The following is a 13,589-nucleotide window of genomic DNA, read 5'->3' as shown; positions in this document are numbered from 1 at the left end:
GCCAGCGACGCGGGCGGCGGCCTCCATGCGGAGGCCGCCGCCTCCTGACGCTCGTCCGCGAAGCCCCTACGCCCGCGCCCCGCGGTTCAGAACCACCCCCAGGGCGATGAGCGCCCCGCCCAGCAGCACCCCCGGCGTGAGGGGCTGCCCCACCAGGAAGACCGCGAACAGGGCCCCGGCGAAGGGCTCGATCAGGGCCACCAGCGTGGCGATGCGCGCCGGCACCCGGCGCACCCCGAGCAGGAAGAGGCCGAAGGGCAGCACGGTCCCGAAGATCACCAGGTAACCCACGGCCAGGGCCGCGCCGGCGTCGAGCGCCAGCACCTGGGCGCGCTGGGCCCAGAGCACGGGCAGCGACAGGAGCGCCCCCACGCCGGTGGCCACGCCCAGGCTGGTAAAGGCAGGGGTGCCGAGCCTCTGGGAGATGGCGGCGTAGAAGGCAAAGGAAAACGCCGCGAGCAGCCCGTAGGCCACCCCGACGGGGCGGCCCACCCAGCCCCCGGGCCCGAGGACGAGCAGGTAGGCGCCGGCCACCGCCAGGGCCACCCCCGCCAGGCTGCGCGGTGCCAGCCGCTCGCGCCGGAGCAGCGCGTAAAGCGTGAGCAGCACCGGCGCTAGGTACTGGAGGAAGATCCCGGTCGCCACCGTGGTGGCGTCGATGGCCAGGTAGTAGAAGGCCTGCGCTCCCGCGAGCGCCAGCCCGACGCCGAACAGGCGCAGGTACTCGCCGCGCTCGGGCGGCCGGCGGACCACCACGGGCAGCAACAGCAGAAAGGCCAGGCCGAAGCGCAGCGGAATGAGCACCTCGGGGGGAATCGACTGCATGAAACGGCCGGCCAGGGCCCCGCCCAGGCCCCAGAGCAGCGCGGCCAAGACGATGTAGGTCACGTTCCGCTCCGCATAGCCTGAGTGTAGCGCCGCTCGCAGCCCGCGGGTCGCCCCGGGCCCCTTCCGCCCGTGTCCTTTGGGGCTCGGGGCGCGACCCCGACCGCGCCGGCAAAAAGTCAACTGAGCAGGGTTGAACGTTGGGTTTTATCCTTGCAAAGATCGCACCGCGGTACCACAACGGCAAGGGTATCGCCGGCTCCGGTCTAGCCGAACCTGAGCTCGCGGTCCAAGAACGCCAGCGTCTCGCGGTAGAAGTCCTCGGTCGTCCCAGGCTTCTTCCAACCGTGCCCCTCGCCCTCGTAGACCTTGTAGCGGTGGGGCACGCCGCGCTCGCGCAGGATGCGCACCAGCTCCTCGGCCTGGCTGGGCGGCACCACCTTGTCCTCCGCGCCCTGGAAGACGTAGAGGGCGTCTTCGATCCGGTGCGCGTGCGCCAGCGGGGAACGCTCACGGTAGCGCGCCGCCGCCTCGGGCAGGGGCCCGATCAGCCGGTCGGTGTAGCGCGACTCGAACTTGTGGGTCTCGCGGGCGAGGCCAAACAGGTCGGTGACGCCGAACAGGCTGACCCCCGCGCGGTAGACGCCCGGGTGCAGCGCCAGCGTCATCAGCGTGGTGTAGCCTCCGGCGCTGCCGCCCATGAGGGCCAGACGACGGCCGTCGGCGCGGCCCGAGTCGGCCAAGAAGCGCGCCGCAGCGACGGCGTCGGCCACGTCCATCTCGCCCCAGCGGCCGTAGAGGGCCTCGCGGTAGCTGCGCCCGTAGCCGGTCGAGCCGCGGTAGTTGAGCTCGAGGTAGGCGTACCCGTTCGCGGCGAAGAACTGGGCCTGGGGGTTGAAGGCCAGGGTGCGCTGGCTGGTGGGGCCGCCATGGACGCTGACGACCGCGGGCGGCCGCGGTTCCCCGCCGGCGGACGGGTAGAAGAGGCCGTGCACCCAGGCGCCGTCCTCGGCCTGGAAGCGCACCGCCTCGGGCTCCACGCCCCCGGCGTCCAGGCCCGCGGGCCAGCCGTAGGCGCACGTGCGCCACGCCTCACCGTCGTAGAAGACGACCCGCTCGCCCAGGTTGGGGCCGCTGGCAAGCGCGGCCAGCCCCGCGGCGTCGCCGCTGAGCGAGCCGATCCAGGCCGCTCCTGCGGGCAAGGGCACCTCCGAAGCCGAGCCGTCCGCAATGCGCCAGAGCACGGCGCGCCCCGCGCGATTCTCGCGCAGGTAGAGCGCGCCGCCGGGGCCGAAGCTCATCACCCGCTGCCCCTGGGACCAGGCGGGCTCGAGCAGCACCCGCCCCTCCAGCCACACCGACCGCTCGCCGGTCTCGAGGTCCAGGCGGACGAGCCGGTCGGACTCCTCTCCTTCGGGGTTCTCGATCCAGAAGAGGCCGCGCCCGTCGGGCTCGAACAGCGGCTGAAAGACCGGGGTGCGCGGCCCGCCCGCGACCCGCTGCACCTCGCGAGGGCCCTCCGCCCCTGCCCGCGCGAGCATCAGCCGCGCACCGTCCCAGGGCATGTTCGGGTGGTCCCACTCCACCCAGGCCAGGAGGCCGCCGTCGGGGCTCCAGGCGGGCTGCATGTAGAAGTCGGCCCCCTGGGCCCAAACCTGGGGCCAGGTCTCGCCTGCGGCGCTGGCGGCCGCCAGCACGTCGCGCCCCTCGTGGTGGTGCACGTAGACGAAGCGGGAGCCGTCGGGGCTGGGCTGGGGGTCGGCCGCCGCGCCGAAGTGTGGGGTGAGGCCAGCGGGTTCCGGGCGTTCGTACGGCAGCCTCCAGACCCGGCCTTCGGCCACGTAGAAGACCGCGTCCGCTCCGGGGTTGAACGCGCCGCCGCCGTAGCCGACTCCCGGGTTCAGAGCGTGGTCGGGCGCGTACCGCCGGGGCGCGCCGTCCCAGCCCAGCAGCACGGTGCGCCCGTTTTCCTGTTCGGTCCACAAGACGCGGCCGCCGCGGGCGCGTACCTCGGCGTGCGCCCCCAGCCGGGCCCGCGTGAGGTCCCTGGCGCTCTGCAGGCTCATGCCCCAGTCTACGCAGCCGGCGGGACGCACGCCAGCGCCGCGGGTGTACCCTAATAAAGCCACAGGAGGCGTTGCGCCATGGCCGATCCCGTCCACAAGAAAACCGAACCGAACGGCCGCTACCTGATCGCCCTCTCCGTCGCCGCTTTGGGCGTCGTCTTCGGCGACATCGGCACCAGCCCGCTCTACGCGGTGCGCGAGGCCTTCGGCGAGCACTACGGGCTGGCCCTCACCGAGGCCAACGTGCTGGGCGTGCTCTCGCTCATCTTCTGGTCGCTCATCGTGGTGATCTCGCTGAAGTACCTGACGCTGGTCATGCGCGCCGACAACCACGGCGAGGGCGGCATCATGGCGCTGACCGCGCTGGTCATGCCCAGCAAGCTGCGCCGCGGGCACTGGCGCTACCTGGCCGTGATGCTCGGCCTGTTTGGGGCCTCGCTGCTCTACGGCGACGGCATGATCACCCCGGCCATCTCGGTGCTGAGCGCGGTCGAGGGGCTGGAGGTGGCCGCCCCCCGGCTCGAGCCCTTCGTGATCCCGGTGACCGTGGGCATCCTGCTCGCCCTCTTCCTCTTCCAAAGCCGCGGCACCCAGCGGGTGGGCGGCCTCTTCGGGCCCGTCACCCTGGTCTGGTTCAGCGCGATCGCCCTTTTGGGTCTGGCCCAGATCGTGCGCAACCCCTACGTGCTCACCGCGCTCAACCCCTACCACGCGGTGCACTTCTTCACCGCGAACGGCGCCACCGGCTTCTGGGTCCTGGGTTCGGTCTTCCTGGTGGTCACCGGGGGCGAGGCCCTCTACGCCGACATGGGCCACTTCGGACGCACCCCTATCCGGCTTACCTGGTTCTTCGTGGTGCTGCCGGCGCTGCTGCTCAACTACTTCGGCCAGGGGGCGCTGCTGCTCGCCAACCCCGCGGCCGTGGAGAACCCCTTCTACCTGATGGTGCCCGGCTGGGCCACCTACCCGATGATCGCGCTGGCCACCGCCGCGACGATCATCGCCTCACAGGCGGTGATCTCGGGCTCCTTCTCGCTCACCCGCCAGGCGATGCGGCTGGGCTTCTTGCCGCGGATGACGGTGGTGCAGACCTCGAGCCAGGAGATCGGCCAGGTCTACATCCCCACGATCAACTGGATCCTGATGTTCGCCACCGTGGGCCTGGTCCTGGGCTTCCGCTCCTCGAGCCGCCTGGCCGCGGCCTACGGCGTGGGCGTGACCACCGACATGGTCTTCACCACCCTGCTCTTCGCGGTGGTGGCCTGGAGCCTGTGGAAGTGGCCGCGTTGGGCGGTGGTGCTGCTGACGCTGGGCCTGCTCGGCGTCGACCTCAGCTTCTGGGCGGCCAACATCGTCAAGGTGCCCCAGGGCGGCTGGTTCCCGCTCGTCGTGGGCGCGGTGATGCTGGTCGTCATGACCACCTGGCACCAGGGCCGGGCGCTGCTCTCGAGCGTGCTGCAAAAGGACGCCTTCCCGCTCGAGCGCTTCCTGGAGACCCTGGCCGCCTCCAAGAACCCGCCCGTGCGCGTCCCCGGCACCGCGGTCTACCTGACCCGCAACGCCGACGTGGTTCCGCCGGCGCTGCTCAGCAACCTCCGCTACAACCGCGCGGTGCATGAAAACGTGATCGTGGTCAGCGTCGAGACCGAGGAGATCCCCCGGGTGCTGGGCTCGCTGCGCGCCGAGGTGCGGGCGCTGGACCTGGGGTTTACCCGGGTGGTGCTCCACTACGGGTTCATGGAACACCCCAACGTGCCCGTCGCCCTCTACGACATTACCGAGCTGGACCTCGACCCCGACGACACCTACTTCGTCCTGGGCCGCGAGATCGTGCTGCCCGAGGGCAAGCTGGGCATGCCGCGCTGGCGGGAACAGCTCTTCGCGGTGCTGCAACGCAACGCCCTGCCGGCCACGGCCTTCTTCGACCTGCCCCCGGCGCAGACCTTCGAGGTGGGGCATCTGGTGCGCTTGTAACCTTCCTGCGCTCGCCTGCTTCCGCTTTCGCCGGGCGAAAGCGGGTCGAAGACCGCGCCTGCCCCGCAGCGCACCAAACCGGTGGGGCTCTTCGCAGGCTGCCGGGTGCTCAGGCCGGTTGGGCGGCGAAGCTTTCCAGCTCGTCCTTCCAGGGCCCCAGCCCCAGCTCGCCCAGGTGCTCCAGGTAGTAGCGCACCCCCGCGGCCAGGTTCTGGCGGAAGGCGGCCACCGCTTCGGGGGTGCGGTCGCGGTCGGTGCCGAACTCGCCGGCGATCACGCGGCGCAGGTAATCGGCGTAGAGGCGCAGCTCCTTGATGAAGACGTGGGGCCGGTTCGCCTCGAGCTCGAGCGGCCTGCGGCCGTAGATGTGGTCCACCATCTCCTCGAGCGTCCGCTCGCCCGAGAAGTAGGCCAGGTTGGGCCCGGGACAGACGGAGACGCCCGTCTCCTTCATCTGGGGCGGGAAGCGGTACTCCAGGTGGGCGGGCTCGGCCAGGCCGGTGCAGAGGCACTGCTTTTCGAGCAGCTTTTCGATCTCGCGCCGGTAGGCCTCCTCGGATAGGCCCAGCGACTTCAGCTGCTGAATCTTGCGGTGCTGGTAGTTGCGGCTGGCCGTGCAGATGGGCTTCTCGGTGAACTCGGTGTTGAACTCGAGGTGGCCCTTGGGGCAGGGGCTGCCGGGGTGGCCCTCCTCGTACCACTTGCGGTTCAGGGCTTCGATCGAGGCCCCGCGCATCACGTTGAAGGGCACCCCCAGCGGCGAGGCCCCGGAGAGGTGGAGGTCGTCCTCGCCCGCGGCCGAGAGGTCGCGGCGGGTGCGCTCGTCCACCACCGTCACCTCGGGAACGAGCAGGAAGGGCGAGCCCCAGCCCACGCTGTCGAGGCCGTAGCGGTCACGCAGCATCGCGTGCTCCGCGGCCGTCCCCACGCCCCCCTGGGCGGTGAAGCGCACCTCGGGAGGCTCGTTCGGCACCGGCCGGCCCAGCTTTTCCAGGGCCTTCTTGTAGATCTCGAAGAGCGAGGCGACGATCTCGTCGCGCTTGCTCTTCAGCTCCTCGAGGATCGGCCCCATCAGGTACCCCTGCGAGGCGAAGGCGTGGCCGCCACAGTTGAGGCCGCTCTCGACCCGGTACTCGCTCACCCACAGCCCCTTCTTGGCCAGGAACTTGCCCTGGGTGAGGGCGCTGCGGGCGTCGGAGACCTTGAGCGCGATCTGCTTCTTGATCCGCCCCGCTTCGCCTGCGAAGAAGCCGGCGAAGTTCGCCATGTAGCTGTAAAGGCGGGCGTTGAACCCCGCCGAGAGCACGAGCACGCCTTCGAGGGTGCTCTCGGCGAAGCCGCGCAGGGCGGCGTGGGCGTCGTTGTACTCCACCGGCAGCGGCTCGCGGCCGACGAAGTTGGGCTTGTCGACCTTGGTCATGACGTTGACCTCGACGCGGCCGGGGGCGAGGCCGGCGCGGATCTCGCGCTCGAGCGCCGCCCGCTCGGATTCGCCGGCCTGCCGCCAGCGCTGCCAGGCGCGGCGCGGCGGGCTCGCCGGCGGCAGCAGCGTGAGGTAGCGCCACAGCTCGCTGCCCGGCTCGAGCGGCGCGGCGCGCAGGGCCTCGAAGTCCTCGCGCACCAGCTCGTCCACCAGGTCCAGGTAGGCGGCCGTACGGCGGGCGCGCGAGTCGGCCTTCAGGTCCTTGGCGATCGGTTCGTAGGAGCGTCCGCGCACGCGCGACCAGTAGCCGCGCATGCGCTCGAGCAGGTCGTCGTCGACGATCGAGATGACCGAAGCAATGCCGTACTTGGCGATTCGGATGGGCGTGTCCACGGTGAACGCGGTGCCCATGACGGGAATGTGAAAGGTGTGGTGTGCCATGCGTACCCCTGAGCCTTAACTCGCCCCAGCCTACCGGATTTCGCGTGAGAATGGGCGGACCCGGTTCAGGCCCCCTTGAACTCGAGCAGCCGCCCCTCCAGCGTGGCCACGTAGAGGCGGCCGGCGTGCGGCAGCGGCGCGGCCTGGACTTCGCCCAGCCCCTCGGCGCGCCACAGCTCACGGCCGCTGGCGGCGTCGAACGCCCGCACCTCGCCCGCCTCGGTGGCCAGGTAGAGCACCCCGCCGGCGAGGCTGAGCCCGGCGGTGACCCGGCCCACCTCGGCCGTCCAGGCCTCGTCGCCGGTCGCCAGGTCGAGCGCGTAGAGGACGCCGCTCCAGCCGGCCACGTAGGCGCGCCCCTCGCCCACCGCGGGGCTGCCCCAAAGCTCACCCTCGACGTCGTAGGTCCAGCGCACCTCGCGCGCCAGCGGGTCGAAGGCGTGCACCTCGCCGGCCCAGGTGGGCAGGACGAGCACGCCCCCGGCCGCGGGGATGTGGGCGTGGATGGGTCCGGCCTCCACCTTGTAGACGAGCTGGCCGCTGGCCGGCTCGAGCGCGAAGAGCCAGCCCGACTCGCTGGCGGCGAAGAGCAGCCCGCGGTAGAGGGTGGGCCCCGCCGAGAGGTGCCCCCCGGCCTCGAAGGCCCACTCGAGCTCACCTTCGGGGGTGAGGGCGTAGAGGTAGCCGTCGCGCCCCGCCAGGTAGACCCGCCGCGCGGTCACAAGCGGGCTCGCCGTCACCTCGGCGCGGGTCTTGTGCTCGAAGAGCCGCGCCCCGCCCAGGCCGCGGGCGCGGAGCACCCCTTCCCAGTCGGCGAAGTAGACCCGGTCCTCGGTGAGCGCGGGGGCGGCGGTCACCTCGTCGCTGGCGGGGAAGGGCGAGGCGGGCTCGAGCCCCGGCACCCGGAAGAGGTGCAGCGCCGCGCCGCCGCCCACGGCCAACCGGCCCGCGCGCGCCACCGGCTCCATAGGCCAGACGGCCTCGCCCTCGAAGGCCGCCCGGGCGGCCAGCTCGAGCCGCTCGGGCCGCACCGGGCCCGAGGGGTAGTGGCCGCTGCGGGCCAGCCCCGCGCGGGCGCTGCCCGTGAGCTCGGCCCGCACCGCCTCCAGCACCGCCGCGAGCTCGCGCCGCGCCTGGGCCGCCGACTGCGGCCGGGCGGCCGGCTCCTTTTCCAGCATCCGCAGCAGCCAGGCCGCGAGCGCCTGGGGCAGGGCGGGGTTGAGCTCGATCGGATCGCGCGGGGGTTCGTAGACGTGCTGGTAGAGGACGGCCTGGTCGTGCTCGCCCTCGAAGGGGGGACGGCCGGTGAGGGTGCGGTAGAGCACCGCCCCGAAGGCGTAGAGGTCGGCCGCGGGGGTGAGGGCCACCCCCTTGGCCTGCTCCGGGGCCATGTACTGGGGCGTGCCCAGGGTGTAACCGGTACGGGTGAAGTGGCGGGTGGCCTCGGCCAGGTAGGCGAGGCCGAAGTCCATCAGCTTGGGGCGGCCTTCCTCGGTGAGGAGGATGTTCTTGGGCGTCAGGTCGCGGTGCAAGATCCCGCGTGCGTGCAGGTGCGAAAGCGCCGCCAGCACCTCGAGCGCCGCCTCCAGGATGGCGAGCCCTTCGACCCCCGACTCGAACGGTCCCAGCCGGTCGAAGGTGCCGCCCCGCACCAGCTCCATCACGAAGTAGGTGCGGCCCTCCTCCTCGCCCAGGTCGTAGATGGCCACCACCCCCGGGTGGCTGAGCGCCGCCAGCGCCCGCACCTCCTGAGCGAAGCGCTCGCGCTCGAGCGGGTGCACGTGGGCGTGCAGCAGCTTGACGGCGACCTCGCGGCCCACGCGCTCGTCGCGGGCGCGCCAGACCTCGGCCATGCCCCCGGAGCCGATGGGCTCGATGAGCCGGTAGCGGCCGGCGAGAACGTCCACCTACGTATTGTATCGGGGAGGGTCAGTCTTCTTCTTCGGCCAGCTTGGCCTTCAGCTCCTCGACGCTCATCCTGCCCTCTTCCAGCTCGCGGGCGATCTTCTGGATCGCCAGCCGCACGACCTCCGACTTGCTCACCAGCCGCTCGGGGCTGGAAAGCTCGTAGGCCGCCTTGGTGAGCAGGGCGTCCTGGTCTTCGCTGATGACCACTTGCAGGCGTTTCTTCTCTTTCTTGGGCATAGGCCTCCGGACCCTCACTATACCACGATGAGACAATGCTTGACAATGCGCTGGAGTTGTTATATCATCACCTTACGCATGATGTGTATCATGCTCATCGTAGGGACCGGGGGTCCGACATGCAGCAACCGTTGATCATCCAAGGAGGCACGCCCCTGCGGGGCGAACTGCGGGTCAACCCCGCCAAGAACGCGGCGTTGCCCATCCTCGTGGGCAGCCTGCTCACGCGCGAGCCCGTCGTCCTCGAGGAGGTGCCGCGCCTGCGCGACATCGAGGTCCTGCTCGAGCTGCTCGCCCACCTGGGCACCCGCTACGCCTGGGAGGGCCGCACCCTCCACCTGCACACCCCCGAGATCCAGAGCACCCAGGCCCCCTACGAACTCGTCAGCAAGATGCGCGCCAGCTTCATCGTGCTGGGCGCGCTCCTCGCCCGCGAGGGCGAGGGCGAGGTGAGCATGCCCGGCGGCTGCGCCTTCGGCCCCCGCCCGGTGGACCTGCACATCAAGGCGCTGCGCGACCTGGGCGTCGAGATCCACGAGGAAAACGGCACCTTCACCGCCCGCCGCGCCGGCTGGCCCGAGGGCGAGGTCGTCTTTGACCGCCCCACCGTGGGCGGCACCGAGCAGGTGATGCTGGCCGCGGCCCTGGGGCCCACCGAGGTGACCATCGTCAACGCCGCGCTCGAGCCCGAGATCGTCGACTTCGCCAACTTCCTGCAGATGCTGGGCGTCCAGATCGAGGGCGCCGGCACCGCCAAGATGACGATCCGCGGCGCCGAGGCGCTGGGCGGCGGGAACTACGCGATCATCCCCGACCGCATCGAGGCCGGCACCTACCTGCTGGCCGTGGCCGCCACCCGTGGCGAGGTGCTGCTCGAGGGCGCCCGCCCCGAGCACATGGACGCGCTGCTCTCGAAGCTGAAGAACGCGGGCCACACCGTCGTCACCGGCACCGACTGGGTGCGCCTGAAGAGCACGGCCAACCCCGAGCCCTTCGACGTGGACGCCCGCGAGTACCCCGGCTTCCCCACCGACCTGCAGCCGCCGGTGACCGCCTACCTGGCCACCGTCCCCGGCGTCAGCCTGGTGCGCGACCTCGTCTACCCCGACCGCTTTACCCACGTGGGCGAGCTCGCCCGCCTGGGCGCGGAGCTGCACCTCAAGGAACGGGTGCTGGCGGTGCACGGGCGCGCCCTCAGCGGCGCCCGCATCAAGGCCTTCGACATCCGCGGCGGTGGGGCCATGGTCATCGCCGCGCTGGCCGCCGAGGGCGAGACGGTGATCGAGGGCATGCAGCACGTGGGGCGCGGTTACGAAGACCTGGAGGCGCGGCTGCGCCAGCTGGGCGCGGTCGTCTACGGCGAGCCGGTGCGGCTCGAGCAGGCAGCGGACTAAAGACGACCCCAGCACCCGGGGCGGGTTTAAAAACCCGCTCCTGCGTTTCTGGAACCCCCACACCTTCGGCTACCGCTCGCACTGTGGGCCATAAGAATTCTTCGGTGTCCTTGGTGCAGGGGGGGTGGGCCCGGTCCGTCGTTCTCGCGCGACGCAAACCGCAGGGCCGACCCAGAAGAAGTAGCGTGGCGATGCCCACAATGACAGGTTATTCAACCGCGTAGGCTACGCGTATGCCGGGAAGAAGAGCGCGTAGCGGCTGGGGGCTTTGCGCCTGCGCCGAGGAACAGGCATGAGCCCCGCCTGGCCGATCCTCACCGACGCCGACCTCGAGCGAGACCTCGCCCGGACGCTCGATCTCGTCATGGCGGGGATCCGGGATGCCCTCTTATCCCATGCCGAAGGCGCGCTCGAGGCCCCGCCCCGATTTTCCGTCGACGCCGGCCGGGGGCGGCTCGTCTTCACCGTAGGCGCGGAGCGCGCCCGCACCCGCGCCATGGGCTTTCGGGTCTACGAGACTTTCCCCGAGTCCACCCCCGAGCACGGGCAGATCGTCGCCGTCTTCGACGCCGCGGACGGCCGCCTCTTGGGCCTCGTCCTCGGCAACCTGCTCGGCGCGCTGCGAACCGCGGCGTTGAACGCGGTGGCCATAGAGCGTCTCGCCCGCGGGGACGCCCGTACCCTTGGCGTCCTCGGCACCGGCTTCCAGGCCCGCTGGCACACGCTCTTTGCCCTTCGGGTCCGGCCTTTTGCGCGGGTTCTCATCTACAGCCGAAGGCCCAAAAACCGCGCCGCCTTCGTCCGCTGGCTTTCCGCGCACACCGATCGGCCGGTGGTCGAAAAGACGCGCGCCGAACCGGTAGTGCGCGAGGCGGACGTGCTGCTCGAGGTCACCAACGCCCGCGCCCCCGTCTTCGACGCTGCCTGGCTGCCCCCGGGGGTGCACATAAACGCCGTGGGCCCGAAGCTCCAAAGCGGACACGCGTTCCCGGTCAAGGCCGCCCTGGACGCCGACCTGCTCGCCTCCGATGCGCCGGCACAGCTTTCCGCCTACGAAGGCTACTTCTTACCGGAGGCGGCTCAGGGACGGGTGGTCCCGCTCTCGGCGCTGGTCGCCGGCCGGCACACTGGGCGCACCGCCCCCGAGGAACGCACCGTCTTCCTCTCCGCCGGCCTCGCCGGTACCGAGCCGGCAGCAGCGCGGTACCTGCTGGACGGGCTGGGGTAGCGGCCGCACCTCTTAGGTCATTGGCACCTGTTCCAGCGCCCGGAACAGGAAGATAATGGCATCAGGCCATGCCCCGGAACCCAACCCCGGCGCCCGACCCTTGGCGCTTCTTCGCGCTGGCGCTGGGCCTGTCGTGGGCGTTCTGGGCGCCCGTGGCGTTCGCGGGTTGGAACGTCTGGTCCTGGCCTGCGGTGGGGTTGGGGGCGCTGGGGCTGTTCGGCCCCGCGCTCGCCGAGGCGGTTCTGGTAGCCCGCGCCCGCGACCCTGCGCTGCGGCACGACTACCTGCAGAGGCTGGTGGACCCGCGGCGGATACCCCCCGGGGTGTGGGCCGTCCTGGTGCTGGGCTTTCCCCTGATCAACGCGCTGGCGTTGCTGTGGGGCGCGGCGCTCGGGGAGCCCTGGCCGGAGTTCGAAACCGCCCGCGCGCTGCTGGACGCCCCCTGGCGGCTGCTGCCCTTCGCGGTCTTCGTGCTCCTCTTCGGGCCGCTACCCGAGGAGCTGGGCTGGCGCGGTTACGCCCTGGACGGACTGCAGGCGCGCTTCAGCGCGCTGACGGCCAGCCTGGTGCTGGGCCTCGTCTGGGCCGGTTGGCACCTGCCGCTCTTCTTGATGCCGGGCACCTACCAGCACGACCGGCTGGGTTTCGCCACGCCCGGCTTCTGGGCCTTCGTGCTGGGAACCGTCGTGACCTCGGTACTCTTCACCTGGGTGTACAACCGCGCGAACCGGAGCACGCTGGCGGCCGTTCTGTTTCACTTTTCCATCAACTTCTCGGGCGAGCTCTTCGCCCTGCCCGAGCCGACGCAGGTCTTCCGGACGGTTCTGGTCGCCCTCTGGGCGGCGGCCGTGGTGGTGGTCGAGGGTCCGCGGACCCTCCGCGGCGGCGCGTCCTGGGCGCGCTTTTTGGGCCGCGGCGCCTTCGCCCCCGATTTCGCCTTCGTGCTCCTCTCGCCGCTGCGGAGGCTTGTGCTGTCCCCGTCGCGGCTCGCCGAACGCCTGCACCTGCGTGAGGATTCCCGGGTCCTCGAGCTCGGACCGGGCCCGGGGTACTTCAGCGTCGAGGTGGCCCGGCGGATTCCGCGGGGAAGGCTCGAGCTCCTCGATCTGCAGCCGCGCATGCTGGAGCTGGCCCGCCGCCGCCTGGCAAGGGCCGGCCTCGAGTCCCGCGCGGGCTTCACCGTCGCCGACGCGGACGGAACTCTTCCCTGGGGCGACGGTGCTTTCGACGTCGTCTTTCTGGTCGCGGTGCTGGGTGAACTGCCCGACCCCCTCCACGGCCTGTGCGAGGTCCGGCGCGTCCTCAAGCCGGGCGGGTGGCTCTCCGTCACCGAGCAACCCGGGGACCCCGATTTCGTATCCGCGGAGCGCGTGCGGGAACTCGCGGCGGCTGCGGGGTTCGAACCACGCGAAAGCTACGGAACCGCACGTAACTTCACGCTCAACTTCGTCCGCCCCGGCTAGGGCCGCTCGCGCGCCGGCCGCTCGAGCGGGCAGCGGACCGAACGACCGATCGACCCCGTAGGGGCGGGTTTGAAACCCGCCCCTACGTTCTTGGGCCGTCGCCCGGACCGCCGGACGCCGGGTTCTCCCGGTCCAGGTGCCAGCGCAGCGGGTTGCTGGCGATGTATTCGCGCAGGCGGTCCCGTTCGGTTTCGTCACGAACGATGCGGTCGTGGTAGCTGCGCTGCCAGAGACGCCGACCGGGGGTCCCCCGCAGGGCGTTGATGCACCGGGCCGAAAAGGTCTTGAAAGCACGGACGATTTCGGGCAGACCGTGCCGCCGGTTTGCGGTAGGGGAGGGTTTTAAACCCTCCCCTACAACGGGTGCGATTGGTTTGAGGAATACGAGACCGTGGAAATGGTTGGGCATGACCACAAAGGCGTCGAGTTCGAGGTGCGGGTAGTGATTGGGTAGACGGGTCCAAACGTCTTCGACGACCCGCCCCAGGTCGTTCAATTCGAGGCCTTCTTCCGTGACCCGCCCGAACAAACACGCCCGCCCACGGGTCACCACCGTGACGAAGTACACCCCCGGGGTGCGGTAGTCGCAATCCGCGAGGCGGGTGGGCTTGTGGTGCGGGCGCCCTCCCA

At 71.1% G+C, this 13,589-nt stretch carries 10 protein-coding genes; 4 read left to right on the top strand and 6 right to left on the bottom strand.

Features of this window, described 5'->3' with window-relative positions; translation table 11 throughout:
- Positions 1-66 precede the first annotated feature (66 nt).
- Both HNQ05_RS04020 and HNQ05_RS04015 read right to left on the bottom strand, forming a co-directional pair.
- Complete coding sequence (locus HNQ05_RS04020) at positions 67-888, bottom strand: EamA family transporter (RefSeq protein WP_147147167.1); 822 nt, start codon at positions 886-888, stop codon at positions 67-69.
- Between the two features lie 203 nt (positions 889-1,091).
- Positions 1,092-2,891: a S9 family peptidase gene (locus tag HNQ05_RS04015; RefSeq protein ID WP_147147170.1), complete on the bottom strand. Its 1,800-nt coding sequence runs from the start codon at positions 2,889-2,891 to the stop codon at positions 1,092-1,094.
- Between the two features lie 78 nt (positions 2,892-2,969).
- On the opposite strand from HNQ05_RS04015, the gene HNQ05_RS04010 reads away from it, so the two are divergent.
- Positions 2,970-4,865, top strand: a complete 1,896-nt coding sequence (locus HNQ05_RS04010; RefSeq protein ID WP_147147172.1) for a potassium transporter Kup — start codon at positions 2,970-2,972, stop codon at positions 4,863-4,865.
- A 109-nt stretch (positions 4,866-4,974) separates the two neighbouring features.
- On the opposite strand, the gene HNQ05_RS04005 is transcribed toward HNQ05_RS04010, so the two are convergent.
- From HNQ05_RS04005 to HNQ05_RS03995, 3 genes are all read right to left on the bottom strand, one after another.
- Positions 4,975-6,699 carry a hypothetical protein gene (locus HNQ05_RS04005; RefSeq protein WP_147147175.1) on the bottom strand — a complete coding sequence of 575 codons (1,725 nt, stop codon included), beginning with the start codon at positions 6,697-6,699 and terminating at the stop codon, positions 4,975-4,977.
- A 95-nt stretch (positions 6,700-6,794) separates the two neighbouring features.
- The gene (locus tag HNQ05_RS04000; RefSeq protein WP_147147177.1) at positions 6,795-8,636 is read right to left on the bottom strand and encodes a serine/threonine-protein kinase; all 1,842 of its coding nucleotides are present in this window, start codon (positions 8,634-8,636) and stop codon (positions 6,795-6,797) included.
- Between the two features lie 22 nt (positions 8,637-8,658).
- Positions 8,659-8,874 carry a transcriptional regulator gene (locus HNQ05_RS03995; protein WP_147147179.1) on the bottom strand — a complete coding sequence of 72 codons (216 nt, stop codon included), beginning with the start codon at positions 8,872-8,874 and terminating at the stop codon, positions 8,659-8,661.
- 119 nt (positions 8,875-8,993) lie between these two features.
- Between HNQ05_RS03995 and murA the strand changes: the two genes are divergently transcribed.
- The 3 genes from murA to HNQ05_RS03980 all read left to right on the top strand — a co-directional run bounded on the left by murA (position 8,994) and on the right by HNQ05_RS03980 (position 12,959).
- The gene (gene murA, locus HNQ05_RS03990) at positions 8,994-10,268 is read left to right on the top strand and encodes a UDP-N-acetylglucosamine 1-carboxyvinyltransferase (RefSeq protein ID WP_147147182.1); all 1,275 of its coding nucleotides are present in this window, start codon (positions 8,994-8,996) and stop codon (positions 10,266-10,268) included.
- A 292-nt stretch (positions 10,269-10,560) separates the two neighbouring features.
- Positions 10,561-11,496: an ornithine cyclodeaminase family protein gene (locus HNQ05_RS03985; protein WP_147147184.1), complete on the top strand. Its 936-nt coding sequence runs from the start codon at positions 10,561-10,563 to the stop codon at positions 11,494-11,496.
- A gap of 68 nt (positions 11,497-11,564) precedes the next feature.
- Entirely contained in the window at positions 11,565-12,959 is a 1,395-nt protein-coding gene (locus HNQ05_RS03980; RefSeq protein WP_147147186.1) for a methyltransferase domain-containing protein, read from the top strand.
- An 82-nt stretch (positions 12,960-13,041) separates the two neighbouring features.
- Here HNQ05_RS03980 and HNQ05_RS03975 read toward each other — a convergent pair whose 3' ends face one another.
- Entirely contained in the window at positions 13,042-13,455 is a 414-nt protein-coding gene (locus tag HNQ05_RS03975; protein WP_221266721.1) for a transposase, read from the bottom strand.
- Positions 13,456-13,589 lie beyond the last annotated feature (134 nt).

The organism is Oceanithermus desulfurans (assembly GCF_014201675.1).
Taxonomy (GTDB): Bacteria; Deinococcota; Deinococci; order Deinococcales; family Marinithermaceae; genus Oceanithermus; species Oceanithermus desulfurans.
This window is presented reverse-complemented; position numbering and strand designations above follow the sequence as displayed.

Coding starts and splice junctions, on each gene's coding strand:
- HNQ05_RS04015 (WP_147147170.1), bottom strand. CDS start 2,891: ATGAGCCTGCAGAGCGCCAGGGACCTCACGCGGGCCCGGCTGGGGGCG.
- HNQ05_RS04010 (WP_147147172.1), top strand. CDS start 2,970: ATGGCCGATCCCGTCCACAAGAAAACCGAACCGAACGGCCGCTACCTG.
- HNQ05_RS04005 (WP_147147175.1), bottom strand. CDS start 6,699: ATGGGCACCGCGTTCACCGTGGACACGCCCATCCGAATCGCCAAGTAC.
- HNQ05_RS03995 (WP_147147179.1), bottom strand. CDS start 8,874: ATGCCCAAGAAAGAGAAGAAACGCCTGCAAGTGGTCATCAGCGAAGAC.
- murA (WP_147147182.1), top strand. CDS start 8,994: ATGCAGCAACCGTTGATCATCCAAGGAGGCACGCCCCTGCGGGGCGAA.
- HNQ05_RS03985 (WP_147147184.1), top strand. CDS start 10,561: ATGAGCCCCGCCTGGCCGATCCTCACCGACGCCGACCTCGAGCGAGAC.
- HNQ05_RS03980 (WP_147147186.1), top strand. CDS start 11,565: ATGCCCCGGAACCCAACCCCGGCGCCCGACCCTTGGCGCTTCTTCGCG.